At 62.7% G+C, this 23,754-nt stretch carries 27 protein-coding genes and 1 tRNA gene; 13 read left to right on the top strand and 15 right to left on the bottom strand.

All coding sequences use genetic code 11. The features are described from left to right. Window positions 1-62 precede the first annotated feature (62 nt). Window positions 63-461 carry a hypothetical protein gene (locus tag E0502_RS10735; protein ID WP_137678002.1) on the top strand — a complete coding sequence of 133 codons (399 nt, stop codon included), beginning with the start codon at window positions 63-65 and terminating at the stop codon, window positions 459-461. Here the strand turns inward: E0502_RS10735 and E0502_RS10730 are convergent. Next, window positions 458-661, bottom strand: a complete 204-nt coding sequence (locus E0502_RS10730; protein ID WP_137678001.1) for a hypothetical protein — start codon at window positions 659-661, stop codon at window positions 458-460. The two genes, E0502_RS10735 and E0502_RS10730, sit on opposite strands and share 4 nt — an antisense overlap. Window positions 662-965: 304 nt before the next feature. Between E0502_RS10730 and E0502_RS10725 the strand changes: the two genes are divergently transcribed. After that, complete coding sequence (locus E0502_RS10725) at window positions 966-2,132, top strand: phospholipid carrier-dependent glycosyltransferase (RefSeq protein WP_240049023.1); 1,167 nt, start codon at window positions 966-968, stop codon at window positions 2,130-2,132. Here E0502_RS10725 and E0502_RS10720 read toward each other — a convergent pair. From E0502_RS10720 to E0502_RS10690, 7 genes are all read right to left on the bottom strand, one after another. After that, window positions 2,129-2,761, bottom strand: a complete 633-nt coding sequence (locus E0502_RS10720) for a DUF2238 domain-containing protein (RefSeq protein WP_137677999.1) — start codon at window positions 2,759-2,761, stop codon at window positions 2,129-2,131. The genes E0502_RS10725 and E0502_RS10720 overlap by 4 nt on opposite strands. 10 nt (window positions 2,762-2,771) lie before the next feature. After that, complete coding sequence (locus E0502_RS10715) at window positions 2,772-3,863, bottom strand: glycosyltransferase family 2 protein (protein WP_137677998.1); 1,092 nt, start codon at window positions 3,861-3,863, stop codon at window positions 2,772-2,774. A 9-nt stretch (window positions 3,864-3,872) separates the two neighbouring features. Continuing rightward, window positions 3,873-4,931 (bottom strand): 3-isopropylmalate dehydrogenase, encoded by a 1,059-nt coding sequence (leuB, locus tag E0502_RS10710; protein WP_137677997.1) that lies wholly within the window; start codon window positions 4,929-4,931, stop codon window positions 3,873-3,875. A 112-nt stretch (window positions 4,932-5,043) separates the two neighbouring features. Further along, window positions 5,044-5,643, bottom strand: a complete 600-nt coding sequence (gene recO / locus E0502_RS10705) for a DNA repair protein RecO (protein WP_137677996.1) — start codon at window positions 5,641-5,643, stop codon at window positions 5,044-5,046. A gap of 12 nt (window positions 5,644-5,655) precedes the next feature. Next, the gene (locus E0502_RS10700) at window positions 5,656-5,907 is read right to left on the bottom strand and encodes an accessory factor UbiK family protein (protein ID WP_137677995.1); all 252 of its coding nucleotides are present in this window, start codon (window positions 5,905-5,907) and stop codon (window positions 5,656-5,658) included. Between the two features lie 37 nt (window positions 5,908-5,944). Beyond that, window positions 5,945-6,493: a TspO/MBR family protein gene (locus tag E0502_RS10695; protein WP_137677994.1), complete on the bottom strand. Its 549-nt coding sequence runs from the start codon at window positions 6,491-6,493 to the stop codon at window positions 5,945-5,947. A gap of 97 nt (window positions 6,494-6,590) precedes the next feature. Beyond that, window positions 6,591-7,340: a TlyA family RNA methyltransferase gene (locus E0502_RS10690; RefSeq protein WP_137677993.1), complete on the bottom strand. Its 750-nt coding sequence runs from the start codon at window positions 7,338-7,340 to the stop codon at window positions 6,591-6,593. Window positions 7,341-7,419: 79 nt separating this feature from the next. Between E0502_RS10690 and E0502_RS10685 the strand changes: the two genes are divergently transcribed. The 3 genes from E0502_RS10685 (at window position 7,420) to E0502_RS10675 (ending at window position 10,243) form a co-directional block, all read left to right on the top strand. Then, on the top strand, window positions 7,420-7,944 hold the full coding sequence (locus tag E0502_RS10685; RefSeq protein WP_137677992.1) for a hypothetical protein: 525 nt from the start codon (window positions 7,420-7,422) through the stop codon (window positions 7,942-7,944). After that, window positions 7,929-8,495, top strand: a complete 567-nt coding sequence (locus E0502_RS10680) for a hypothetical protein (RefSeq protein WP_240049022.1) — start codon at window positions 7,929-7,931, stop codon at window positions 8,493-8,495. The genes E0502_RS10685 and E0502_RS10680 overlap by 16 nt, the downstream gene beginning before the upstream one ends. 668 nt (window positions 8,496-9,163) lie before the next feature. Beyond that, complete coding sequence (locus E0502_RS10675) at window positions 9,164-10,243, top strand: branched-chain amino acid aminotransferase (protein ID WP_137677991.1); 1,080 nt, start codon at window positions 9,164-9,166, stop codon at window positions 10,241-10,243. Between the two features lie 3 nt (window positions 10,244-10,246). Here E0502_RS10675 and E0502_RS10670 read toward each other — a convergent pair whose 3' ends face one another. Continuing rightward, a complete protein-coding gene (locus E0502_RS10670) occupies window positions 10,247-10,846 on the bottom strand; it encodes a hypothetical protein (RefSeq protein WP_137677990.1) in 600 nt (199 codons plus the stop codon). A 110-nt stretch (window positions 10,847-10,956) separates the two neighbouring features. On the opposite strand from E0502_RS10670, the gene trhO reads away from it, so the two are divergent. Genes trhO through E0502_RS10655 form a run of 3 tightly spaced genes read left to right on the top strand, consistent with a single transcriptional unit; the run spans window position 10,957 to window position 13,020 of the window. Then, window positions 10,957-11,907, top strand: coding sequence for an oxygen-dependent tRNA uridine(34) hydroxylase TrhO (gene trhO / locus E0502_RS10665; protein ID WP_137677989.1), 951 nt, complete (start codon window positions 10,957-10,959; stop codon window positions 11,905-11,907). Next, entirely contained in the window at window positions 11,904-12,557 is a 654-nt protein-coding gene (locus E0502_RS10660; protein ID WP_137677988.1) for a glutathione S-transferase, read from the top strand. The genes trhO and E0502_RS10660 overlap by 4 nt, the downstream gene beginning before the upstream one ends. Before the next feature lie 34 nt (window positions 12,558-12,591). Further along, window positions 12,592-13,020: a hypothetical protein gene (locus tag E0502_RS10655; RefSeq protein WP_137677987.1), complete on the top strand. Its 429-nt coding sequence runs from the start codon at window positions 12,592-12,594 to the stop codon at window positions 13,018-13,020. Here E0502_RS10655 and E0502_RS10650 read toward each other — a convergent pair. Beyond that, window positions 13,017-13,946 carry a LysR family transcriptional regulator gene (locus E0502_RS10650; protein WP_137677986.1) on the bottom strand — a complete coding sequence of 310 codons (930 nt, stop codon included), beginning with the start codon at window positions 13,944-13,946 and terminating at the stop codon, window positions 13,017-13,019. The genes E0502_RS10655 and E0502_RS10650 overlap by 4 nt on opposite strands. A gap of 103 nt (window positions 13,947-14,049) precedes the next feature. On the opposite strand from E0502_RS10650, the gene E0502_RS10645 reads away from it, so the two are divergent. After that, the gene (locus E0502_RS10645) at window positions 14,050-14,763 is read left to right on the top strand and encodes a pirin family protein (protein WP_137677985.1); all 714 of its coding nucleotides are present in this window, start codon (window positions 14,050-14,052) and stop codon (window positions 14,761-14,763) included. Between the two features lie 74 nt (window positions 14,764-14,837). Beyond that, on the top strand, window positions 14,838-15,422 hold the full coding sequence (locus E0502_RS10640) for a nitroreductase family protein (protein ID WP_137677984.1): 585 nt from the start codon (window positions 14,838-14,840) through the stop codon (window positions 15,420-15,422). Window positions 15,423-15,493: 71 nt separating this feature from the next. Here the strand turns inward: E0502_RS10640 and E0502_RS10635 are convergent, their stop codons facing one another. The 4 genes from E0502_RS10635 to E0502_RS10620 form a co-directional block, all read right to left on the bottom strand. Beyond that, the gene (locus E0502_RS10635) at window positions 15,494-16,075 is read right to left on the bottom strand and encodes a hypothetical protein (RefSeq protein WP_240049020.1); all 582 of its coding nucleotides are present in this window, start codon (window positions 16,073-16,075) and stop codon (window positions 15,494-15,496) included. A gap of 122 nt (window positions 16,076-16,197) precedes the next feature. Continuing rightward, window positions 16,198-16,806, bottom strand: a complete 609-nt coding sequence (locus E0502_RS10630) for a hypothetical protein (protein WP_240049019.1) — start codon at window positions 16,804-16,806, stop codon at window positions 16,198-16,200. Window positions 16,807-16,887: 81 nt separating this feature from the next. Next, on the bottom strand, window positions 16,888-18,945 hold the full coding sequence (locus E0502_RS10625; RefSeq protein WP_240049156.1) for an NAD(+) synthase: 2,058 nt from the start codon (window positions 18,943-18,945) through the stop codon (window positions 16,888-16,890). Window positions 18,946-19,287: 342 nt separating this feature from the next. Then, a complete protein-coding gene (locus E0502_RS10620; protein WP_137677981.1) occupies window positions 19,288-20,301 on the bottom strand; it encodes a DNA topoisomerase IB in 1,014 nt (337 codons plus the stop codon). A 110-nt stretch (window positions 20,302-20,411) separates the two neighbouring features. Between E0502_RS10620 and yghU the strand changes: the two genes are divergently transcribed. The 3 genes from yghU to E0502_RS10605 all read left to right on the top strand — a co-directional run bounded on the left by yghU (window position 20,412) and on the right by E0502_RS10605 (window position 22,778). Further along, window positions 20,412-21,263 (top strand): glutathione-dependent disulfide-bond oxidoreductase, encoded by an 852-nt coding sequence (gene yghU, locus E0502_RS10615; protein ID WP_137677980.1) that lies wholly within the window; start codon window positions 20,412-20,414, stop codon window positions 21,261-21,263. Further along, window positions 21,257-22,654 carry a glycoside-pentoside-hexuronide (GPH):cation symporter gene (locus E0502_RS10610; protein WP_137677979.1) on the top strand — a complete coding sequence of 466 codons (1,398 nt, stop codon included), beginning with the start codon at window positions 21,257-21,259 and terminating at the stop codon, window positions 22,652-22,654. The genes yghU and E0502_RS10610 overlap by 7 nt, the downstream gene beginning before the upstream one ends. 49 nt (window positions 22,655-22,703) lie before the next feature. Next, a tRNA-Gln gene (locus tag E0502_RS10605) sits at window positions 22,704-22,778 on the top strand. A gap of 40 nt (window positions 22,779-22,818) precedes the next feature. On the opposite strand, the gene E0502_RS10600 is transcribed toward E0502_RS10605, so the two are convergent. Then, entirely contained in the window at window positions 22,819-23,736 is a 918-nt protein-coding gene (locus E0502_RS10600; RefSeq protein WP_161593765.1) for a DUF1499 domain-containing protein, read from the bottom strand. Window positions 23,737-23,754: the final 18 nt, after the last annotated feature.

The raw sequence follows: 23,754 nt of genomic DNA, 5'->3' as shown, positions 1-23,754 counted from the left end.
CGAGTGCTACATCGCGCTACAAGTGTAGCATCTGCTACAAACGATTCGCGGAGAAACCAGCCATGTCGCCCTATCTGATCCTATTCCTTGCCGGTGCTGCGGTTGTCGGCCCGGTCGTGCTCTACCTCGCTTTCGCCAAAAACCCGAAGGGCAGCGCCGCCTTTGCCGCAGCATTGAGCGGCGCCTTTGCGGCCTTCACCGCCGTGACGATCGCAACCGAAGGCGTGATGCCGGTGATCGACAACCATTCGACCAATCTGTGGGGCGTACAGGTGTGGTACGATCTGCTGATCTCGGTCGGGATCGCGCTGCTGTTCGTGGTTCCGCGCGCCCGCAAAGCCGGAATGAATGTGCCGCTCTGGGTCATCGCGGTGGGGCTCACGGCCAGTATCGCGTTGCTCGCCATGGTCGCGCGGCTGTTCTGGCTCGAACGGCAGGCTGCAGCGGCGCAATCTGCCTAAGCGGTTCTGCCTGTAACCGGGTGGCTAGCACGGTGTTCAGCCGCATCCTGTTCGAAATCGAATTCGCGCCAGCCATTGCGGTCACGCAGCATGGGTGTGCCGCAGCTCTGGCATTTGCAGCGGAAGTTCAGCCCGTCATGCCACACGCGGTTCCGGTTGATCGAATGACCGGAAACAGAACAGACAAGCTTTCTAAACATGGCGCGCCTCCAAACCTCGCGGGCGCGCACAATCGCGCGACCTGCATCGTGTTTCCCCCGTTCGCGCGACCACCATTTTCTGTTTTCAGTGCAGTCCTCTAGCAGAGGATTGTTTACATTTCGAGACAGAAACCAATCCCCGTCCGGCATTCAAACCGGCTTGTCGCATATCGAAGCTTTGACTACGCCCAGTCCGATGTCCGGACGTGCCGACCTTCCCGTAGACCCCTGGCGCTGGAACCTGCTTTTGACGGCCGGATTCCTCACCCTTTGCCTATGGCGCATTGGCACCCCTTCGATCCCCATGTTCGACGAGGTGCACTATCTGCCGGCAGCGCGCGAACTGCTGACAACCGGCGGCTGGACGAACCGCGAACATCCGATGCTGGGCAAGGAGCTGATTGCGCTGGGTATCGCGCTGTTCGGCGACAATGCGTTTGGCTGGCGGGTTCTGCCCGCCCTGTTCGGCGCACTTGCGCTGTATTCCGGGATGCGCGCGATGTGGTTCGCCAACCTCTCGCGCTTTGCATCGCTTGCCTTCGGGGTCCTGCTTGGCACCGGCTTCCTGCTCTTCGTCCATGCGCGGATCGCCATGCTCGACGTATTCATGGCCGCGTTCTTCCTGCTCGCGCTGTGGCACTGCGCTGCTGCGGTGCGCGAGCCGGAGACCGGGCGCTGGCGGCTGATCGTTGCAGGCGTCGCGCTGGGCCTCGCAATGGCGTCCAAATGGAATGTCGTGTTTCTGGCGATGCTGCCCGGACTGGCCTTCTTCATTGCGCGCCTGACCGCCGGGCGCCGCCGCCTCATCACCAGCAGGCGGGGCATTCCGGTCGCCGGCATGGCCTTGTGGGAAGCCGCACTGCTGCTCGGCGTTCTGCCGCTGTTTGCCTATTGGCTGACCTTCCTGCCCGCCTATTTCGCGCCGGAGAATCCGCTTGAACCGGGCGGTTTCGTGGCCCTGCACAGCGAAATCATGCGGCTTCAGGCGTCGGTGGTGAAACCGCATCCGTACCAAAGCGTTTGGACCGACTGGCTCTTCAACTTGCGGGCGATCTGGTATCTTTACGAGCCGATCGACGGGGCGCAGCGCGGGGTGGTGCTGCTGGGAAATCCGCTGACCATGCTGCTCGGCATTCCGGCCATGCTGTGGGCCGCGTGGGCAGGTGTGGCGCAGCGCCGGTGGGACGCACTGGCAGTGGTGCTGCTCTTCGCAGTCGCTCTCGGCATGTGGCCGCTCGCGGACAAACCGATCCAGTTCTACTACCACTATTTCCTGCCCAGCTGCTTCCTGCTCGCCGCACTGGCACTGGCGTGCGACGCCCTGTGGCAGCGCGGCTGGCGGTGGAGCGTGCTTGCCCCGCTAGCCGGATCGGTATTGGTGTTCGCTTATTTCTACCCGATCCTCAGCGCATGGCCGCTGGCAAACGAAATGAGCTTTACCAACTGGGCTTGGATCGACGGCTGGCGCTAAGTGCGCGCGCGTTTGCCGGCGAGCACTGCGATGGCCGCAGCGATCAGCGCGCCGCCGAACGCCAGCGCCATATCCCTTTGCGCATCCCACATGTCGCCCTGCTGCCCATTGTAGGCATCGGCATTGCCCGGTGCCATGACCAGCGTCAGCCACCATTCGAAGATTTCATACGCCGCGCTGGCCGCCAGCACCGCTTCGACCGCGACGTAGATCGACCAGCGCGGCGACAATCCCCCTATGCGGTTCAGCAGTTCTCTCAGCACCGGAAACCACAGCAGGCCGAAGGCAAAGTGGACCAGCCGGTCGTAATGGTTGCGCTCCCAGCCGAACAATTCGCTCGGCGTGGTCAGTCCCAGCGATGCGATCCACGCGTCATAGGGCACGAACGAATAGATATAGCGTCCGCCGATTGTGTGCAGTGCAAGGAACAGGCACAGGCAGGCGAGCGATGCGGTGGAGACGCCCCACCGGTGCCCGGCAAAAGCAAGCATCGCGAGTGTGACGAACGTTGGTATCGTCTGGAGCGGAGTGAGCGCCGGATAAGGCGAGTTCCATATGCTCGCGGCGGCGAACAAGGCCGCTGCTATCAATATCCGGATCTGTCCGGCAGTCAGCCTGCCGCGCGTCATTGGTCCTGGATCACTTGTACCGTCCCCACACGAAATTGCTCGACAAGGCGTAATTCCACACCGCGCCGATCACGATCCCGCCGAGTGCCGCAAGCGCCCAGAAAACGCCCTGCCCCGCAAGGAACCCCGCCATCGCGACATTGGCCAGCGCGCCCACCGCACAAGTCGCGCAGAAACCAATCCAGCCGCGCAACACCGGCCCCAATCCTCTCAGGCGCTTGTCCCGATAAGTCAGCCAGTTGTTGAGCCAGAAGTTGAATGTCATCGCGGCAAATGTCGCCGCCGCCTGCGCAGGAAGGAAAGCAATATCGAGCCAGCGGAACAATACGGCGAGCACCGCCATGTGCACGCCGACTCCGAACCCGCCGACCGTGCCGAACAAAGCAAAGCGCGTCGGAATGATGCGTCCGAAAATGCGTTCATACAGCCCGATCAGGAATTCGAAGGCAACCGCACGGTCCAGCTTGCTTGTGCCGCTGCGCCGCGCGGCGAATTGCAGCGGTAGCTCTTTCACCCGCAACTTTTCAGACGAGGTCGCCAGAATATCGAGCAGGATCTTGAACCCCACACCCGATAGTCGCGGGGCGAGCGCCCTCGCGCGCGAGGATTGCATCAGGAAATAACCGCTCATCGGGTCGGTCAGCTCAACTCCGGTGATGCGCCGCGCGATGCGATTGGCCCAGCCCGAAGCTTTCTCCCGCCGTTCGCTCGCCAGCCCGGCCGCGTTGCCGCCTTCGACGAAGCGGCTGGCGACCGCGATATCGGCCTGGTTGGATTGCACCGCCTCCAGCATCCGTGGCAGCAAGGCCGGATCATGCTGGTGATCGGCATCCATCACCGCAACGAAGGGCGCGGCAGTTGCACACATGCCTTCGATCGCGGCTGAGGCCAGACCGCGCCGCCCGATGCGCTGGATCACCCGCATGCGCGGATCGGTCAGCGCAAGCTTGCGCGCTTCCTCTGCGGTGCCGTCTGCGCTGTCGTCATCGACCACCACGACTTCCCAGCCATCGGCCCCCAGCGCCGCTTCGATGCGCTGCACCAGCGGGGCAATATTCTCGCGTTCTTCGAGGGTTGGCAGGATGATGGCGAGCTGAAGCACGCCGCAGACTTAGAGCCGTTCGAGCACCGCGTCACCGATTTCCTGCGTCGAGGCTCTGCCGCCCAGATCGGCGCCGTGCACTCCGGCGGCCAGCGCGCTTGCCACAGCCGCTTCGATCCGCGCGGCATCCTCTCCGCGACCGAAGCTGTGGCGCAGCATCATTGCGGCAGACAGGATCATTGCCATCGGATTGGCTTTGCCTTGCCCTGCGATGTCGGGCGCGGTGCCGTGGATCGGCTCATACATGCCGAAGGTGCCATGCGCGGTTTGCCGCTCCCCCAGCGAGGCGCTGGCGAGAAGGCCGATCGAGCCGACGCACATGCTCGCCTGATCGGACAGAATATCGCCGAACAGATTACCGGTTACAATCACATCGAACCGGCCCGGATCGCGCACCAGCTGCATCGCCGCGTTGTCGACATACATATGGTCGAGCGCCACATCGGGATAATCTGCAGCGGTTTCGACCACCACGTCGCGCCACAGCTGGCTGGTCTCCAGCACATTGGCCTTGTCCACACTGGTCAGCCGCTTCTGCCGCCCCTGCGCCGCGCGGAATGCAGTGTGCGCGATGCGGCGGACTTCATCTTCGGCGTAAGACATCATGTCCCACCCCTCGCGCTGGCCATCGTCCCGCGTGCGCGTGCCCTTCTCGCCGAAATAGACATCGCCGTTGAGCTCGCGCACGATCAAAAGGTCGATCTGCCGCGCGATCTCTGGCTTGAGGCTGGACATGTCCTCCAGCCCGGCAAACATCGTTGCCGGTCGCAGATTGGCGAACAGGCCGAGCTGCGAACGCAGGCCGAGGATCGCCTGTTCGGGCCGCAAGTGCCGTTCCAGATTGTCACACTCGGGATCACCCACCGCGCCGAACAGCACCGCGTCGCTGCCGCGCGCATTGATCAGCGTTTCTTCGGGCAGCGGATGCCCGTGGCGTTTGTAGGCAATCCCGCCCACATCGCCTTCGAGATAGACCGCGCCCGGCAGCCGCAGCGCATCGAGCACCCGCAGCGCCTGTGCCATGATCTCGGGACCGATCCCGTCACCTGCAAAAATTGCAATTTTCACACCCGTTCACCTTCTTCGTCATTGCGAGCGAAGCGAAGCAATCCAGTGCGGCACGGCACCTCGCTGGATTACCGCACCGCCTGTCGGCGGCTCGCAATGACGGAGTACAACCTCAAACCATCCGCCCCAGTCGCTCGCGCAGCCTGTTTCGAGCGGCCATAACATCGGCTTTGCGGTCGGCAAGCAGGTACCGTTCGATCAGCGCCCCCTGACGGCCAAAGATTTCCAGCAGCGGCGCAAGCTCCGCTTCAGCCGCCGGTACTGCGCCGCCATAGCCAAGCTCGCGCAGCATCAGCGCCTCATAGGCAATCATGCCGCGCAGCCATTCGCGCGCCGATCCCGCGTTGCATACCGCATCGAGCAGTCCGCCCAGCGCCGAATAGAGCGAGGGATAGGCATTGCGTTCCGGCAAGGTCGCTGCGGTCAGCGCGGTCGCCCAGGAAATCGCCGCCGCCGCCAGCGGTTCACCCAGCCACGGCCCGCGGCTTTCCACCAGCTCCAGCCGCGCGAAAGGCAGCTGGCTATCGGATTTGGCGCGCAATTCAGCCTCGACACGATTGCCCGGGATGAGCACGGGGCGCAGGTTACGGCCACGGCCGCCCGCAACATAGGCCGCGACGAGTCCGTATTCCTCGGTCAGCATGCGCGCGACGACTGCCGTCTCGCCATGCGAGCGGGCAGCAACCAGGATGGCAGGGGCGCGCAGGTTCATCGCGCGCCGATCTTACTTCGAAGCGAGCTTCGCCTCCAGCGCCGCCAGCCGCTCGGCCAGCTTCTCGTTTTCTTCGCGCGCTCTGGAAGCCATTTCCTTCACCGCGTCGAATTCTTCGCGGCTGACGAAATCCATTCCGCCCATCACTTCTTTCATCCGGTCTCGGGCACTCTCGCGGGCTTCGCGGGTCATCCCGGCAACGGTGCCTGCTGCGCTGTTGGCGAGTTTGACGAAGTCGGCGATAAGGGGGTTCTGGCTTTGCATCCCAGCTATTTGGCTATGCGAGGCCGCTTGCGCAACATCAAAACTCAATCCGCTGCACCGGCTGCGTCGGATCGACTCCGTCGGCCCCGGGATTCAATTGCAGGAACTGGTAGTTGAGCACCGATGCGAACAGCACCCACGCGAGATAGGGAAGCAGCAGCAAGCCGGCCAGCATCCGCACGCGCCAGAAAGCGGCGATCGTGGCCAGCAGCGTCACGGCGAGTGCGCCAAGCACGATGAGCCCGCCGGTCATCTGGTAACTGCCGAAGAACACCGGCGTCCACGACAGATTGATGATGAACTGCACCACGAACAGCACGATCGCGAGCGTCCGCCCGCGTGCGCCCCAGGCTGCACACACCAGCGCCAGCGCCAGCCCCATCATCACGTAAAGAATCGACCAGACGATCCCGAACCACATCGGGTCGGGGAAGATCGCCGGTTTCTCCAGGCTTTGAAACCACAGCGTGTCGGGGCTGCCAAACATGCCCGACAGAAAACCGAGCAGCACGCAGGTGGGCACGGTGAATAGCGCCCATCGAATGAAACTGGCGCGCAATTGCCCTTTGGAGGCGAGGACGTTCATGACTTCTCCCGGTCCGATTCGTAGACAGCAGATAGTGGCCGCAGCCGGTCCAACCCGCAATGGTGCAAGACAAGCTGTGCCGTCGCGGGAAAGCCTGTCACGGTGAAACGGTCCCCCGGTGCGCCGCAATCAGGAATTCCACATTGCCTTCCGGCCCGGTGATCGGGCTTTCCACAATGCCGTCGACCTGCCACCCATCCGCTTCGAGCCATTCGCGCACTTCGCTGCAAACCCGCTCGTGCAGCGCAGGGTCGCGCACCACCCCGCCCTTGCCGACCTCTTCGCGGCCGACTTCGAACTGCGGCTTGATCAGCGCAATCAGGCGGCAATCGGGTTCGGCCAGCCGCAGCGGCACTTCGAGCACTTTGGCCATGCCGATGAAAGACGCATCGCACACCACCCAGCCATAACTGCGCCCGATCAATTCCGGCGTCAGGATGCGCGCGCTGGTCTGTTCGAGCACGGTCACCCGCTCATCCTGCCGCAATTTCCACGCCAGCTGGTTGGTGCCGCTGTCGACCGCGATCACATGCTGCGCACCGCCCTGCAGCAGCACATCGGTGAATCCGCCGGTTGAACTGCCCACATCCATCGCTGTGACCCCTGCCGGGTCGAGAGCAAAATGCTCGATCGCATGGGCCAGCTTGATTCCGCCTCGGCTGACCCACGGATGGTCCCGCCCGCGCACTTCCAGCGCCGTATCCTCTGCCAGCTGCTGTCCGGCCTTGACCATCTTGGCCTCACCGGCGAACACCAGCCCGGCCATGATCAGTGCCTGCGCCCGTGTACGGCTCTCCGCCAGCCCGCGCTGGACAAGCAATTGGTCGAGACGTGTCTTGCGCACCATGCACATGCCGATAGAAGGGCTGCACCCCACTTGCCAAGCGCAAGTCACGGACCACGCACACAAACGGACTTCCCGCCCGATGCCACGACACCTTGCCCTGCCTTTGATCTGCTCGCTTGCGCTGGCCGCATGCGGCGATGGCTCGGAGCCAGCACCGACTGCCAGCGAAGCGCCGCCAAGTGCGCTGGTCGGCAATCCGGCGGCCGCGGTTGCACCGGGTCAAACGCCGATGGCCGGCGAATGGTCGGTCAGTGAAGATACGAGCGGCGTTGCTGCCGCTTTCGTCCCGGCAAGTGGCGAGCCCGTCATGACCATCCGCTGCGACCGCGCAGCGCGGCAGGTTGCGGTCGAGAAGCCCGGCGCGCTCGCTCCGGGCGTAGAATATTCAATCATTGCAGGCGGAGAACGCTTCATTCTGCCGATGCAGACAAGCACCGGCGCAGTGCCCACCATGTCGGCGCAGGTTCATCCGCAACAGCCTATCCTTGCCTCAATGGCGCTGCCCGGCACCACATTCATCCTCCTCGGCCCCGGATTGACCGAGACCGTAATGCCTGCCGCCCCTGGAATCCGGAGAGTAATCGATACATGCCTCAGCTCATGACCTTGCGCCGCAATCTGCCCAAAATCGCCGTCAGCCTGTTTTCGCTGGCAGCCATGTGCTGCACCCCGGTGCCCGAAGCTGCGCCGCCAGTGGTGACGGTACCCATGCCCGTGCCAACGCCAACCGTCGCGCCGCCCACGCTGTCGGAACCGGTCTACGAAAATTATCTCGACGCGCCGCAAACACCGGGTGACTGGACCTATTCGCGCGATGCGGGGGAAACGCTGGCGCTGTTCGCGTCCGGCGGCAATCGCCCTGAATTCATCGTCCGATGCAATTTGCGCTCGCGCCAGGTCGGCCTCGGGCGGGCAGGCGTTGCCGAAGTGCCGGTGCCGATGCGCATTCGCACGGAAACGGAAGAGCGGTTGATGTCGGCCAGTCCGGTAAACCCCGGCAGGGCCTTGGTCGTAACCGAACTGACCGCGACCGACCCCTTGCTTGACGCAATCGCCTTCAGCCGGGGGCGCTTTGCGGTCGAGACCGCCGGGTTGCGCACACTTTATTTGCCCGCCTGGCCGGAGATCACCCGCGTGATCGAGGATTGTCGATAAATAGGGTGTGTTGTTTTGCGCACCCACCTGCGTGGGTGCGTCCTCGGTGCTGATCCCTCCGCTGCGCTGCGGGGCACCTGCGGACGCGCGGTCGCGCTTGCGCTCGGCTTCGCCTCGCGGATCCTTGGCTTCAAAAATCGGGGTTAAACTGAAATCGGGGCCGGCGGAGGCCCCGCAAGGGCGACCACCCGCCCGCAGGCGCCCTGAGCAGCGCGAAGGATTGGCGCCGAGGACGCAAGCGCGGAGGCGCTTGCGAAAAACAAAAAACCCACTCTCCGGGACGGCGCGCAATTGTGACGTGGGAAAAGTTTATTTCAAGACTTGTTTTAACGGTCTGGTTGAATCAGATTGCTTCTCGAGGCCAGCGGCGAACGCGGTACTCGGCCCCCGGTGAAACGGTTTGGGTCTTGCTTAACAGCTTGAAAGGAGGTGATCCGATGTCTCATGGTTCAGTAGCGAGGTCGGTGAAATCCCGCACGGAGCATATTCGGTAAATTTCCTTAGCCGAGTAAGGCTTACGTGAGCGGCATTTCCGGCCGCTGACCATGCGAAAGGCGGTTCCTCCTACGGGCGAGGGCCGCCTTTCTCATTTGCGGAGCATGGCTGTTCGATTGATCGATCTTCCATCATTCTTGCTCTCCGAGCATCTCGCGACTAATCCCCCTCGCATGAAATTTCAGACCCTCGCTCACCCGGCCCCTCTGCCGTCCGACAGGCGTGCGGCGGCGCTCGAAAATCCCGGTTTCGGCACGCTGTTCACCGATCACATGGTGACGATAGATTACGACGAGGCAAAAGGCGGCTGGCATTCGGCAACCCTCGGTCCGCGCCAGCCGATCGCGCTCGATCCGGCGGCTTCGGTGTTGCACTACGCGCAGGAAATCTTCGAAGGGATGAAAGCCTACCGGCAGCCCGATGGCTCGCTGGCGCTGTTCCGTCCGGAGGAAAATGCAAAACGCTTCAACAAGAGCGCCGCACGCCTCGCCATGCCTGCCCTGCCCGAAGATCTGTTTCTTGAATCGATCCGCCAGCTGCTGTCGGTCGATGGCGAGTGGTATCCCAGCGTCGAGGGCGGTTCGCTCTATATCCGTCCGTTCATGTTTGCGACCGAGGCGTTCCTCGGCGTGCGACCGGCCAAGCAATACAAGTTCGTCGTGATCGCCAGCCCGGCGGGCAATTATTTCAAATCCGGTTCGCCCGCCGTCAGCCTGTGGGTCTCCGATTACACCCGCGCTGCCCCCGGCGGCACCGGCGCGGCGAAATGCGGCGGGAATTATGCTGCCAGCCTCGTTCCCACCGGGCAGGCCTTCGCCAAGGGCCACGACCAGGTGCTGTTCCTCGACGCGGTCGAGAAGAAATGGATCGAGGAACTGGGAGGCATGAACCTGTTTTTCGTCATGGATGACGGCAGCGTCGTCACCCCGCCGCTGACCGGCACGATCCTGCCCGGCATCACTCGTGACAGCCTGATCACCCTGCTGCGCGAAGAAGGCCTCAACGTGCGCGAGGAGATGTACAGCATCGACCAGTGGCGCGAGGATGCGACCAGCGGCAAGTTGATCGAGACCATGGCCTGCGGCACCGCAGCGGTGGTGACCCCCGTCGGCAAGGTGACGAGCGAGGATTACAGCTTCACCATCGGCAGCGGCGGCCCCGGCCAGATCACCAGCAAGCTGCGCGAGAAGCTCGTCGGCATCCAGACCGGCGCGGTCGAGGATACGCACGGCTGGGTGATGAAGCTGGGCTAGGCCTCAAAAATAGAATCGCGCGCCTTTGCCGACCTGCCCGAGACCTGCGAGCCGCACGATTTCCTCGATAAGAGGCATCAGCTTATTCGGGTGGTTGCACCCGATGTTGACGGAACTGGTGCGATACCCGTCCGCATCGGCGCGCTCGAGATCGAGCGTCTGGCAATGCATGTAGAGCGTATCGCCGTCCGTCTTGTCCCAAGTCCCGATCTCGTGCTCGAAGGTGCCCGATTGCGCGACAAGCCGGTTGATTTGTGCCATCTCCTCGCCCGATATCTGCACGGTGTGCGGCCCGATACGCTTCGATTCCTGCCGAATGCTGGCGCGACGGTTCGTCCCGTCGACAACCATCCGCCCACTCCCGTCGGGCAGCGTATCGATCCGCACCGAGCGGAAGAACAGCGCATGTCCGTGGACGAAGGTGAAGCGCAGGGTCTGGACCTGATCTTCGGCCAGATCGCGCCAGAGCGGCTTTTCACCGATCCGGCTGAGGTAACAATCGGACATACCGCCGTAGATGGTGTTCTGCCTGACTCTTGCGGGGAAGGTTCCGCATTCCGAGGCTTCAGGCCATACCGGTTCCGCCGCTACGGGCGTGAGCATCAGCAGAAGAATTGCAAGCGAAATGGGCGACCTCGCAAGGCGATTGGTGCAAGCTACCTGCCAAGTTACCCCATTGTCGTGAGGCTTGGCAATCGACTAAGGCGCGCGGCATGACATCTGTCTCATCCAACGGCTGCGTCACCGTCGCCGCGCTCTACCAGTTCACGCGGTTCGAAGACCCTGCTGCCCTGCGCGCGCCGCTGCTGGCGCTGTGCGAGGAAGTTGGCGTGCGAGGGACGGTGCTGCTCGCGCGCGAGGGGATCAACGGGACGATTGCGGGGAGCGAAAATGCCATCGCTCAAGTGCTGGGGCATATCCGAACCTTGCCCGGCTGTGCTGATCTCGACGTCAAATTCAGCCATGCCGAGGAAATGCCGTTCAATCGCACGAAGGTTCGGCTCAAGCGCGAGATCGTGACCATGGGCGAGCCCGAGATCGACCCGACCGCCAGTGTGGGGCGCTATGTCGCGCCGCAAGACTGGAACGCGCTGATTTCCGATCCGGATACGCTGGTGATCGATACGCGCAATGACTACGAAGTCGCCATCGGGACCTTTGCAGGCGCGGTCGATCCGCAAACCGCCAGCTTCCGCGATTTTCCCCGGTGGTTCCTCGAACACCGCGACGAGCTGCTCGACGGGAAGAAGAAGGTCGCGATGTTCTGCACCGGCGGCATCCGCTGCGAGAAATCGACCAGCTTTCTGCGTCAGGAAGGCGTCGAAGAGGTCTACCACCTCAAAGGCGGCATCCTGAAATATCTCGAGCAAGTGCCGCAAGCCGAAAGCCGCTGGAACGGCGAATGCTTCGTGTTCGACGAACGGGTTTCAGTCGGCCACGGGCTCGAACTGGGCAAGCATGGCCTGTGCCGCGCCTGCCGCCGACCGCTGAGCGAAGCAGACATGGCCTCGGCCGACTATGCCGAAGGGGTCAGCTGTCCGCATTGCATCGGCGAACGGACAGAGCAGCAGCGCGCCCGTTATGCCGAACGCCAGCGGCAGGAAGAGCTCGCCCGCAAGCGCGGCGAAAGCCATGTCGGCGCAACAAGTCAGGACCCGAAATGACCCCATTGCCGATCCTCTACAGCTTTCGCCGCTGCCCCTATGCGATGCGCGCACGCATGGCGCTGTGGATCAGCGGCACGACCTGCGAACTGCGTGAAGTAAAGCTGGCGGACAAACCGCCCGAAATGCTCGAAGCTTCACCCAAGGGCACGGTGCCGGTGCTGGTCCTGCCCGATGGACAGGTGCTTGAGGAAAGCATCGATATCATGCGCTGGTCGCTCGGGCACAACGATCCGGAGGGCTGGCTGGCTGGCGACCACCCCGGGCTGATCCAGCTCGGAGACGGATCGTTCAAGCACCACCTCGACCGGTACAAATACCCGACCCGTTATGAGGACGAGCCCGGCAACGCACGGACCGATCACCGCGGCGAATGTCTTGCCATTTTGAGTGACCTGAATTTCCGCCTGGCAGAGCGCGAGCAGCTGTTGGGCGAACAGCGGACATATGCCGATATCGCGCTGTTTCCCTTCATCCGCCAGTTTGCCAACACCGACCGGGACTGGTTCGACGCGCAGCCGATCCCCGACCTTCAGCGGTGGCTCGAGGGGCATCTGGAATCCGACCTGTTCGCGGCGGTGATGGGTAAACCCGCACCGTGGAAAGCGGGCGCCGAGACGGTGATTTTCGGGCCGGCCCCCACGCGCTGACAGGAGTTTAACCAATCCGGGCTAAACCACCGGAATGCTGTATTTTCTCGCTCGCTGCTTCGTCTGCATCCTGCTGTTCTGCGCACCGCTGCTGGCGATGATGGCCAGCTCGGGCGACCCGGCCATGGGCATGCTGCTCCTCATCCCGATGATCGGACTGATCCCCGCACTGATCATGGCGCTGTTGCTGTTCGTGCCGGTTGAAGCTCTGACCGGCAGGATGGGGCTACGCTGGCTGGCCAATGTTCTGGTGCCGATAATGGGCGTGGTCGGCGCGGGACTATGCCTGCTTGTCCTGGCCGCTGCACTGGGCGCTTCGGACGCCATGGCGCGGAATTTCGCGCAGCAGCCGTGGGCGTTCTATTTCTGGCTCGCCATGGGCGCGCTGTGGGGTGTGGTATGGCGCCTAACCGCGCTGGTGGGCCGCCTGCCTCTGTTCACCCGCCGCGCATCACCGGCCTAGCCGCGCGAGCGCACCGACGGCTCTACCGTCGTGCAATCGGCCAGCCGTTCACGGAACATGTCGATCAGCCAGCTGGCCGCCGGGCCCGGGCGTGCATCGCGGCGCCACAAGGCGTGCAAGGTGTAATCGGCACCGGGTCTTTCCGGGAGATCGAGCTCGACCAGTGCACCGCTCGCCAGATCGCCGCTCACCATGTGGCGCGGCATATTGCCCCAGCCGATATTTTCCTTGAGCAGCGAATGCTTGGCCCCGAGATCCGCCAGCCGCCAGCTTTGCGGGCTGAGGACAGAAAACTCGCGCCCCGCGGTCAACGCAGACCGGTCTGACAGCACCAGCTGCAAATGCTTGCGGCTTTGGCCCGGTGCCACGCCGGGCTGCGCCAGCGGATGATCGGGTGCGGCCACGGGGATCAGTTCGACCGCTCCTATCGCTTGCCGCTCCAGCTCGGGATAATCAGCCAGAACCGGCCCGCCAATTGCCAGTTGTGCCTCATCATCTAGCAGGCAGGCTGCCACCGCGCCGAGCGCTTCGACATTGAGCCGCAGAGCCACAGTGGGAAACATCGAGCGGAACGCGCGCAGAACCTGCGCGGTGACAACGCCAGGCACCATCACATCGACCACCAGTGCGAGGTCGCTTTCCAATCCCGAATGCAGATTGCGGGTCTTGGCGAGCAAGGCATCGACATTGTCCGCCACGGCGCGCGCTTCCGCCAGCAGGCCCTTGCCCGCATCGGTCAGTGCGGGTTTGCGCGACCCCTCGCGCGCGAACAACTTTACATCGAGCTGAGCTTCCAATTGCGCCACGCCGTAGCTGATCGCGGAAACCGCGCGCCCCATGCGCCGCGCGGCACCTCCGAAGCTGCCCTCCTCCACAATGGCGAGGAATATGCGCAGCTGATCGAGTGTCGGATCGCCCAGTTTCATTGTTCAGATTTCTTGAACATCTTGGACCATTTTATCGCAGTTTTCAGGTCACTGGGCAAGCCCTATCTCCGTCTCACACAAACCCTCCAGCAGGAGACGAACGATGATCGAACTAAGACCCTTCAACACGCTCGGCGCTGCGAACCACGGCTGGCTCGACGCGCATCACCACTTCTCTTTCGCCGGATATCATGATCCGGCGCGGGTCAACTGGGGTGCGCTGCGCGTGTGGAATGATGACAAGATCGCTGCAAAAAGCGGCTTCCCGACGCATCCGCACAGCGACATGGAGATCATCACCTATGTCCGCACCGGCGCGATTACTCACCGTGACAGCATGGGCAATGAAGGCCGCACCGAAGCGGGCGATGTGCAGGTGATGAGCGCAGGCAGCGGCGTGCGGCATTCCGAATTCAATCTGGAGGACGAGGACACCACGCTGTTCCAGATCTGGATCATCCCCGACGAGCGCGGCGGGAGCCCGAGCTGGGGCGCTCGCCAGTTTCCCAAGGGTGACCGCACCGGGCAGTTCGTCCCGCTCGCCAGCAACGCCGCCAATGATGACGATGCACAGCAAGGCGCATTGCCGATCCGCACCGACGCCCGCGTACTCGGCGCGACGGTCAAGGCGGGCGAGAGCGTGACCTACACGCCGCGCGATGCTTCGCGGCACCTTTATCTTGTCCCGGCCACCGGCAAGATTCGCGTGGAAGACGTTGAAGCCAATGCCCGCGACGGCGTTGCCATCACCCAGCAGGCCAGCGTGACGATCACCGCACTCGAAGACGCCGAACTGGTGCTCGTCGACGCTGCATAGGCACTCCGGACCCGGTCTCCCGATTTCCCCTTGGTGCAGGCCGGGTCCACCCCCACTAACGAAGGAAAAACACAATGACCAACACCCGCAACGCAGATCCGCGCGTCCTCCCGCTGATCGTCGAACGCTGGAGCCCGCGCAGCTTTACCGCCGAATCCATGCCGCAGACCGATCTCGAAGCCATATTCGAAGCGGCTGGTCTTGCCCCATCGGCCTACAACATCCAGCCATGGACCTTCCTCTACGCCCACCACGGTGACGAGAACTGGGACCGGTTTCTTTCGCTGCTGGTCGAATTCAACCAGAGCTGGGCCAAGGATGCCTCGGTCCTGCTGTTCGCGGTGTCAGACACACTGGCGCGCGGCGGTAGCGGCGAGCCCTCGCCCAATCACAGCCACAGCTTCGATGCAGGTGCCGCGTGGCAGAACCTCGCGCTGCAATCCGCCCATATGGGCTACGCAGCGCACGGCATGACCGGGGTCGATTTCGGCCGCGCGGCAGGCGAACTGGGTGTACCCGACGACCACCGCATCGAAGCCGCGATCGCGATCGGCAAGCAGGCCCCGGCCGAACGCCTGCCCGAAGCGCTGCGCGACAAGGAACAGGTCTCGGGCCGCAAGCCGGTGAATGAAATCATGCGTGCAGGCAATTTCGGTTGAGGTGAAATTCGAGGGGCCGGCGATCCTTCCGGCCCCTCGTCCCGTCCAAGGGATTTCGAAATATTCCGCCGTCAGCCCGGCGAGATATTCATCACATTGTACTGCACGACTTCCGACTGGTTGAGGCAATAGCGCTCTCCAGACCCGTCTTTGCCGCCGGTTGCCAGCTGCCGGTACATGATGTCGGTCAGCAGATCACGGCTGATCCCCATGCGGATCAGGAAATCATTGTCTTCGCTGGCAAGCAGTGCGGAAAGCTGCTCGATTTCACCGATCAGTTCGACAGTGTCTTCTGTGCCCTTGTCGACCGAATCCGCGATGACCTGTCGCTGGCCGGTATGGGTGAACATGTGGACCATGAAAATGCCGCCCGGATCGACCTGCCGCAGACGCCCGCCCATGAACACGAAATTGCAGGCGGAAAAACACGTCCAGCCTTCGGGAATTCGCGTACGCATACCGGGAAATGACCGGATGACCTTGCCGGTTTCATTGCCCGCTTTCGCATCGCCTCCGGGTGATTTGATCCAGATTTCCTCGATCATCTCGTCGGCGGCGATGGCATCATACATGCGGTCGGGCAATAGCTCGTCGATAACCCCCTCGGCGATAAGAACGCGCTTCCCGTCCCGGTTTGCCGGTGTGAGGGTCATCGCCTGCGACGGCCCCCAATCGGGCGCTTTGGGGCAACTGGGGTTGTTCGGGTCTTTTGCAGCCGAATTGGACAGCAGCATTGCCGCTGCCACCAGCGTTAGAGGAAGTTTCGCGCCAGGCCTCATGCGATTATCGAATAACGCCGAGAGCCTGGTGCCCGGCACATGCGCTTGTTGGCTTTGGTCTCTTCACCCTCGACGATCACCACATCGGTCACAGTGATGCAGTCGAGCTCGCTGTCTTCCGGCGTTTCGCGCGAAGTCACCGTTGAGGTCCCGCGGACGCCATCGCGCGTTTCGGATTTCCACACTGCCGTCGAACCGACCTGCGGGCGAGTGTCCTCGACATCTTCTTCCCCATCGAGCGGAACCGAGCGTGTCGCGCGCAAGGTCGCCTCAGCCGCCAGCTTCTGCTCTTCGGGATCGAGTTTACAGGCGATTTCCGTGCTGATCTGGTCGGAAAATTCGCCGACCGGGACATAGCTGGAGATACCGGTATCGCGAGCAACCTTGCGGGTGGTGCGGCCAAAAATCCCGCCAAGCACCCGGCTGCCGGCGGATGACTTCTTCTTGTTGCCGCATTCGTCCGTATCGGCCGCGTCGTCGACGACATTGCGCACGTCGCGCGGGATCAAACCGCCGAACTGCGCCTGTGCCGGCGCAACCAGCAGACCGGTCAGCGCAACCGCGCCCATTCCCGTACGAAAGGATCTGCGAACCCTGATACCCATGCCAATCGATCTCCCCATCGAAATTGTAACATCGCATAACCGCGCTCGCGATGATTGGACGTATTGGACATGGAAAGCGCTTCAGCTTTCAGGCACGCCCGCGCGCAATTCCGCCAGCCAGACATCTGCCACCGCATCGCTTGGCGCGCGCCAGTCGCCGCGCGGGCTGAGCGCACCGCCTGCGCTGACCTTGGGCCCGTTGGGCAGCGCGCTGCGCTTGAACTGGCTGAACTGGAAGAACCGCCAGAGGAATTTCTCCAGCCAGCTGCGAATGGTCGCGAGATCGTATTCGTTCTTCTTCGCTTCGGGAAAGCCCTCGGGCCATTGCCCCGATGCCGCATCCTGCCATGCATGCCACGCGAGAAAGGCGACATGGCTCGGTTTCTGCCCCCATCGGATGATGTGGTGAAGAAAGAAGTCGTTGAGCTCGTAAGGTCCGACTTTCTCTTCCGTGCTTTGCATCGCGCCGTCTTCTCCTGCCGGTACCAGCTCGGGGGAGATTTCCGTGTCGAGAATGGCCAGCAGGACCTTGTCGCATGTCTGGTCGAACTGGCCAGTCGTGGCTGTCCAGCGGATAAGATACTGGATCAGCGTCTTGGGCACACCGGAATTGACGTTGTAATGGCTCATGTGGTCGCCCACGCCATAGGTGCACCAGCCGAGCGCCAGTTCACTGAGGTCGCCCGTTCCGATCACCCAGCCGCCATGCTGGCCCGACAGGCGGAACAGGTAATCGGTGCGCAGCCCGGCCTGCACATTCTCGAAGGTCACATCGTGCAGCGGCTCGCCATCGGCGAAGGCATGGCCGATGTTTTCCAGCATCATGGTGGCCGTCGGCTTGATGTCGATCTCTTCAGCAGTGATGCCCACCGCCTCCATCAGCTTCCACGCGTTGGACTTCGTGTGATCCGATGTGCCGAAGCCGGGCATTGTGTATCCGCGGATGGTGGTCCGCGGCAGGCCGAGTTCGTCACACGCCTTGGCCGCCACGATCAGCGCGTGGGTGCTGTCGAGCCCGCCCGAAATACCGATGACCAGCGATTTCGGCCTCGTTGCTTCGATCCGGCGGATCAGGCCGGACACCTGGATATTGAACGCTTCGTAGCAATCCTCGTCGAGCTTGTTTTGGCGATTGGGCACGAAGGGGAAGCGGCGGATCGGGCGCCGGAGCCCCGCGTTCCCTCCATCGGGTTCATGGTCGAAGGCAATCGTACGGAACCAGTCCTCCGGCCTGCCGTCGGCTTCGGCGGCATCGTTGAACGTCCCCATGCGCATCCGTTCGCTCAGAATGCGCTGGCAGTCGACATCGGCAACGCACAGCTCGGGTCGGCGGTCGAACCGCACGCTTTCGACCAGCAGATCGCCCAGCTCGTAAATCATTCCCTGCCCGTCCCACGCAAGGTCGGTGGTGCTTTCGCCATAGCCACTGGCCGAATAGGCATAGGCGCAGACCGAGCGGGACGAGCTGGCCCGGCTGAGCAAATGCCGTTCGTCCGACTTGCCGATGGTGATGTTGGAGGCCGACAGATTGAGCAGGATCGTCGCCCCGGCCAGCGCCGCGCGTGTGCCGGGGGGATTGGGTGACCAGAAATCCTCGCAAATCTCTATCCCGAAGGTGAAGCCGGGGATGCCCGGATGGGCGAAGGTCAGATCGGTCCCGAAGGGTACGCTTTCGCCGCCCGCCGCAATTTCGAGGCCGACGCACTCGCGGCCATGGGCGAACCAGCGTTTCTCATAAAACTCGCGGTAGTTGGGCAGATAGCTTTTTGGCACTGCGCCTAGCACCTTGCCCCGGCACAGGACCAGCGCGCAATTGTAGACCCGCCCGCTACGCCGCAGCGGTGCGCCAATCACCAGCACTGTCGGGATTGTCCGGCTCGCCTCGAGAATCTCCGCAAGGTGATGCTCGACCGCATCGAGCAGCGCGGTCTGCATATGCAGATCATCGAGCGCATAGGACGACAGGCACAGTTCCGGGTAGAGCAGCAGATCGACATTCTGCGCGCCCGCTTTCTTCGCCTCGTCGATGATCCCTTGCGCGTTGTAGGCGACATCGGCGGTACGGACCTGCGGCGTGCTGGTCGCGACCCGCACGAAGCCGTGGGTGTGAAAATCGTAGAAACGATCGGCTGAAGCCATGCGGCTTGTCCCTTTCGGTTTGGATGATGCGGTCAGGTCCGCCGGTTCGAGCCAGTCCGCCGGCTGGCAAATGCCAAGCTGCGCAAGCCGTTTTTGCACTGCGGCCCGGGCGATCTTGCCCTTGGCCTCCCAGCCATAAACGGTCCGGCTGGGCCAAGCCTTGGGCTCGCCATAGCGAGTGCCAAACTCCCCCGCCGAGAGCGGCGGCGAATGCGCTTCACGCCACTGGCGGATTTTCTGGCCTGCCCGATGCATTGCCAAGAGGTATCCCGAAAGGATACGAAGTTCAATTGCAATGTTCCGGCGGTCTGCTACCGGGTTCCGCGACGGGCTCGTCAGCGCCTATGCCGCGAGCAGGTCGCGCGCGCCGGGGCTTTCCTCGAGATACTCGATCAACGCGCGTTCTTCCCGCGACAGCCAGCGGGTCGCGCGCGGCAGGCGAATTTCCTGACGCCATTCCTCTTGTCGCTCGAGCAATTCGAATATGGCCGGGTGGATATAGCTCTTGCGGGTCACGGCGGGCGTGTTGCCCAGCTTGCTCGCCACGCAATCGAGCAGATCCTTCATCGGCACTTGTTCGTCCGAACGATGCAGGAATGACAGACCCATCACGCTGGCATGCCAGGTGCGAAAATTCTTGGCAGTGAAATCAGCACCCATTGTGTCGCGCAGGTACTCGTTGACATCGTGCGAGCAGACGGCCTGCGATTCGCCAAATTCGTCGGCGTATTGGAAGACGTTCTGGCCCGGCAGATCCTGCATCTTGCGTACCACGCGGGCCAGGCTCCGGTCGGTCAGTGTCACTTCGCGCTGTTTGCCGCCCTTGCCCTTGTAGCTCAGGCGCAAAGTGTTGCCGGTGACTTGCGCATGGCGCTGCCTCAGCGTGGTCGCGCCGAAGCTCTTGTTCGCTTTGGAATAGCCTTCATTCCCGATCCGCACTGCGCCGAGATCGAGCAGCCGGACTACGCTGGCGATCGCCCGCTCGCGGGTCAGCTTGCGGCCCGACAGGTCTTCCTCGACCCGTTTGCGCACCAGCGGCAGCAGATTGCCGAAAGCGGCGCATCCGTCGAACTTCTCACTCTCGCGCGCGGTGCGAAACTCGGGGTGGTAGCGGTATTGCTTGCGCCCCTTCGCATCATATCCGGTGGCGAGAATGTGCCCGTTCGGTGCGGGGCAGAACCACGCATCGGCATAGGCCGGCGGCAAAGCGATTGCGCCGAGCCTTTTCTTCTCCGCCCTGTCCCGGATCAGCTTGCCTTCGGGGTCATAATAGGCCCAGCCCTTGCCCGCACCCTTGCGGCTAATCCCCGGCAGGCTGTCATCGACAAAAATCAGCTTGGAGGTGCGGGGCGACATGCGGACTCAACCTGTTGAAACGCGTACGGTTCCTGTGGCTGGCTTGCCAAGGCGCAACCTTTCACCCATCTCCGCCGAAAGCATTCGTATAACGAAACAGGGAAACTGCGATGGCCGATGCGACTTATACCCCGCCCGAAGTGTGGACTCACGATGCGGAGAACGGCGGCCGGTTTGCCAATATCAACCGCCCGACAGCCGGCGCGCGGGAGGACAAGGACCTGCCTGTCGGAACCCATGATTTCCAGCTTTACTCGCTCGCCACACCCAACGGGGTGAAAGCCACCATCATGTTCGAGGAATTGCTCGAAGCGGGCCATTCGGACGCAGAATACGACGCATGGACCGTCAACATCGGTGAAGGCGTGCAGTTCACCAGCGGCTTCGTCGATATCAACCCCAATTCCAAGATCCCCGCCCTGCTCGACCGCAGCGGACCGCAGCCCGTCCGGGTGTTCGAAAGCGGTGCAATTCTGATGCATCTGGCAGAAAAATTCGGCGCTTTCCTGCCGACAGATCACACCCGCGCCGAAGTGCTAAGCTGGTTGTTCTGGCAGGTTGGCAGCGCCCCCTTCATCGGCGGCGGCTTCGGCCATTTCTATGCCTACGCGCCGGAAAAATTCGAATACCCGATCAACCGCTATGCGATGGAGACCAAGCGGCTGTTCGACGTCGCCGACCGGCAGTTGGCGCAAACGCGGTACCTCGGCGGAGGCGACTATACGCTGGCAGACATTGCGACCTATCCATGGTTCGCGCCCTTCGTGTTCGGCGCGATCTACAATGAAGCCAAGACCTTCCTCTCGATCGACGAATATGAGCATGTCGCGCGCTGGGTCAAAGAAATCGCCGCCCGCCCCGCCGTTCGCCGCGGACGCATTGTCAACAAGGCCTGGGGCGAAGAAGACGAGCAGCTGCTCGAACGCCACTCAGCCGCCGACTTTGAAGGCAAAAAATTCTGACCCGGGAGAATCCGCCGAACAAGCAGCCCGAAAAAATCGGGGTCGTCGAGAAGCTCGGCTACGGTGTCGGCGATCTCGCGTCGGGTCTCTACCTCAACTTTTTCGGCTTTTTCCTGTTTTACTTTTTCGTCGATCTGCGCGGCATGGCACCGGCAGCGATCGGGCTGATGCTGCTGCTGACCAAGCTGGTCGACGCGGTGACGGACCCGATGATGGGGGTGATCGCCGACCGGACTCGCAGCCGCTGGGGCCGTTACCGGCCTTACATGCTCTACGGTGCGATACCATTCGGCTTCAGCGGAGTTCTCGTCTTCGTCGATCCGGGCCTGGGGGAAACCGGGATGCTGGTGTGGGCTTACGCCACATACACGCTTGCCATGCTGGCCTATACCGCCGTCAATGTGCCCTACGGGGGATTGCTCGGCGTCATTTCGCCGAGCGCCCGGGAACGGGCGAGCGTCACTGCGTACCGGATGTTTTTCTCGGCATCCTCGGCGATCGTGATCGGGGTGCTCGGGACCGCGCTGGTGCGATGGTTCGGCGGCGATGACGAAGCGGCGGGGATCATGTGGACCATGGCGTGCATCGCAGGCCTGTCGGTGTTTTGCCTGCTCGCGGTGTTTGCCGCCACGAAGGAACGCATTCCAGAGCCGGCCCACAACGGCTCGATCGGCGGCGATCTGAAAGTGCTGGTCACCACCGGTCCGTGGATTGCGGTTGCGCTGGCCGCCATACTGGGCGTGACGGCCATCGCATCGCGGCAGGCAAGCGCGCTGTTCTTTTTCGAATATGTCGCGGGCGACGACGGTTCGCCGATGTTCCTGTTCCTTGACCGCAGGGCGCTGTTCCTGACCGCTTTGGCCTTTGGCCAGATCGCCGGCGTGATTCTCGCCAGTGGCCTGCAACGCCATATCGAAAAAGCGCATCTGATCATCTTCGCCGGCGGTCTCAAAGCCGCCGGCATCATCGCGTTCTATTTTCTGCCGGTCGATGCCGCATGGGCGCAGACGATGGTGCAGCTCTGCGTCGGTATCGGATTCGGCATCCTGATGGTGGTTGCCTATGCGATGTTCACCGACATCGCGGAATATGTCGACTGGCGGGCGAACAAGCAGATGACGGCGCTGGTGGTTTCCGCATCGATCTTTGCAGTGAAAGCCGGCATTGCTTTTGGTCTGGCGATCCCGGGCTTCGTGATGGGCTGGACGGGCTTCGTCGCGGGGCAGGATCAATCGGACAGCGCAAAGTTCGGTATCGACCTCGCCTTCGCCTTGATTCCGGCGGCGGCGCTGGTGCCGGGCATGATTGCGATGCTGTTCTACCGCATCGATCGCAAGGCCTTGACGCAGATCGAAAGCGATCTGGCGGAGCGGCGTTTGCAAACCGGTTAGAATGCCCTCTTCACATCGCTGCAAGAGCCGCTATACGGACGCCCGCTGCTGGGGTGTAGCCAAGTGGTAAGGCAGCGGTTTTTGGTATCGCCATTCGCAGGTTCGATCCCTGCCACCCCAGCCAGCCTTACTTCCGCCGGAATAACCGGCGCAGAGCGGGATAGCTATTCTGCCGCGGCTTCTTCCGATGCGGTTTCGTCACTGTCCGTCTCCTCCGCTTCCGCTTCGGCAGCCTCTTCAACCACAGCTTTAGGATCGATCGGGCCGCGCGATGTCAGGCGGTCGAGCGTTGCCTGTCGCAGGTCGGCAATCCGCTTCGCATTGACGCCCAGATCGCTGGTGCCGACCCGCGAGGTTGAGCGGAAATCGACCGCAGAGCCTTCTCCGTCGGCGCGCACGCGGGCGACAACATCGTCGCGAAACCCGTACCAGAAGACTTCGTCGGTAGCCTCGACAATGCCGGTTGCAGGATCCGATGTGATATTATCGAAACCGCGCATTTCCATCGCCGCTTCGATAACTTCGACAACCTTGTCGACCGGCTCTTCGATCCGCAGCGTTGTCAGGTCGAGGTCGGGATAGCCGGATGCGATCAGTTCAGCAGCGGTCGTGTCCGCCAGATCCTCGTTGTCCTGCCACTTCTCCTGCTCGCCCAGCGGGGTCTGGAACTGGATCAGCGGGTTCGCATCCTCCGCCTCGCGTGCTTCCATCATCGCGGCAGTGAAGGCCGGTGCATCGGCCGGGTTGGTGGTTATGTCATAAATAAACGGCACGCCGCCTGCGGTCTCTCGCAACTGGTTGAGGCCGAGCATGAAAAACGCCGGAACGAGCAGCGCAATCAGGCAGGCAGCCCAGCCCTTGCGCGGCTTTACCAGCAGAGAAAACACCAGCCCGATCACAGCGACCAGAGCAATCACACCCGATGCGTAAAGCCCGGTCTGGATCGTCAGGGTCCCGAAAGCCAGCAGCTTGGGTATCAGATCCAGCTTTGCCGCGAACATCACAGCGAGCAGCCAGACGGGCAGGAGGATGGCGAGGGCCAGCGCGATGCGCGGCAGCTTGGCAGCGAGGGTTTTGATCATGGTCACGAGTGATGCCTC

The sequence above is a fragment of the Parerythrobacter lutipelagi genome (assembly GCF_005434975.1).
GTDB classification, from domain to species: Bacteria; Pseudomonadota; Alphaproteobacteria; order Sphingomonadales; family Sphingomonadaceae; genus Parerythrobacter_A; species Parerythrobacter_A lutipelagi.
Note: the sequence above shows the minus strand (reverse complement) of the source record. Positions and strands in the feature narration are given on the sequence as shown.

What these genes read in the sequence shown, in the direction of transcription:
- trhO (WP_137677989.1), top strand. Translation starts at nt 10,957, where the DNA reads ATGACATCTGTCTCATCCAACGGCTGCGTCACCGTCGCCGCGCTCTAC.
- E0502_RS10690 (WP_137677993.1), bottom strand. Translation starts at nt 7,340, where the DNA reads ATGGTGCGCAAGACACGTCTCGACCAATTGCTTGTCCAGCGCGGGCTG.
- E0502_RS10695 (WP_137677994.1), bottom strand. Translation starts at nt 6,493, where the DNA reads ATGAACGTCCTCGCCTCCAAAGGGCAATTGCGCGCCAGTTTCATTCGA.
- E0502_RS10600 (WP_161593765.1), bottom strand. Translation starts at nt 23,736, where the DNA reads ATGATCAAAACCCTCGCTGCCAAGCTGCCGCGCATCGCGCTGGCCCTC.
- recO (WP_137677996.1), bottom strand. Translation starts at nt 5,643, where the DNA reads ATGAACCTGCGCGCCCCTGCCATCCTGGTTGCTGCCCGCTCGCATGGC.
- E0502_RS10680 (WP_240049022.1), top strand. Translation starts at nt 7,929, where the DNA reads ATGCCTCAGCTCATGACCTTGCGCCGCAATCTGCCCAAAATCGCCGTC.
- E0502_RS10725 (WP_240049023.1), top strand. Translation starts at nt 966, where the DNA reads ATGTTCGACGAGGTGCACTATCTGCCGGCAGCGCGCGAACTGCTGACA.
- E0502_RS10650 (WP_137677986.1), bottom strand. Translation starts at nt 13,946, where the DNA reads ATGAAACTGGGCGATCCGACACTCGATCAGCTGCGCATATTCCTCGCC.
- E0502_RS10685 (WP_137677992.1), top strand. Translation starts at nt 7,420, where the DNA reads ATGCCACGACACCTTGCCCTGCCTTTGATCTGCTCGCTTGCGCTGGCC.
- E0502_RS10670 (WP_137677990.1), bottom strand. Translation starts at nt 10,846, where the DNA reads ATGCTCACGCCCGTAGCGGCGGAACCGGTATGGCCTGAAGCCTCGGAA.
- E0502_RS10630 (WP_240049019.1), bottom strand. Translation starts at nt 16,806, where the DNA reads ATGGGTATCAGGGTTCGCAGATCCTTTCGTACGGGAATGGGCGCGGTT.
- E0502_RS10730 (WP_137678001.1), bottom strand. Translation starts at nt 661, where the DNA reads ATGTTTAGAAAGCTTGTCTGTTCTGTTTCCGGTCATTCGATCAACCGG.
- yghU (WP_137677980.1), top strand. Translation starts at nt 20,412, where the DNA reads ATGGCCGATGCGACTTATACCCCGCCCGAAGTGTGGACTCACGATGCG.
- E0502_RS10675 (WP_137677991.1), top strand. Translation starts at nt 9,164, where the DNA reads ATGAAATTTCAGACCCTCGCTCACCCGGCCCCTCTGCCGTCCGACAGG.
- E0502_RS10635 (WP_240049020.1), bottom strand. Translation starts at nt 16,075, where the DNA reads ATGACCCTCACACCGGCAAACCGGGACGGGAAGCGCGTTCTTATCGCC.
- E0502_RS10660 (WP_137677988.1), top strand. Translation starts at nt 11,904, where the DNA reads ATGACCCCATTGCCGATCCTCTACAGCTTTCGCCGCTGCCCCTATGCG.
- E0502_RS10645 (WP_137677985.1), top strand. Translation starts at nt 14,050, where the DNA reads ATGATCGAACTAAGACCCTTCAACACGCTCGGCGCTGCGAACCACGGC.
- E0502_RS10640 (WP_137677984.1), top strand. Translation starts at nt 14,838, where the DNA reads ATGACCAACACCCGCAACGCAGATCCGCGCGTCCTCCCGCTGATCGTC.
- E0502_RS10700 (WP_137677995.1), bottom strand. Translation starts at nt 5,907, where the DNA reads ATGCAAAGCCAGAACCCCCTTATCGCCGACTTCGTCAAACTCGCCAAC.
- E0502_RS10720 (WP_137677999.1), bottom strand. Translation starts at nt 2,761, where the DNA reads ATGACGCGCGGCAGGCTGACTGCCGGACAGATCCGGATATTGATAGCA.
- E0502_RS10735 (WP_137678002.1), top strand. Translation starts at nt 63, where the DNA reads ATGTCGCCCTATCTGATCCTATTCCTTGCCGGTGCTGCGGTTGTCGGC.
- E0502_RS10620 (WP_137677981.1), bottom strand. Translation starts at nt 20,301, where the DNA reads ATGTCGCCCCGCACCTCCAAGCTGATTTTTGTCGATGACAGCCTGCCG.
- E0502_RS10655 (WP_137677987.1), top strand. Translation starts at nt 12,592, where the DNA reads ATGCTGTATTTTCTCGCTCGCTGCTTCGTCTGCATCCTGCTGTTCTGC.
- E0502_RS10625 (WP_240049156.1), bottom strand. Translation starts at nt 18,945, where the DNA reads ATGGCTTCAGCCGATCGTTTCTACGATTTTCACACCCACGGCTTCGTG.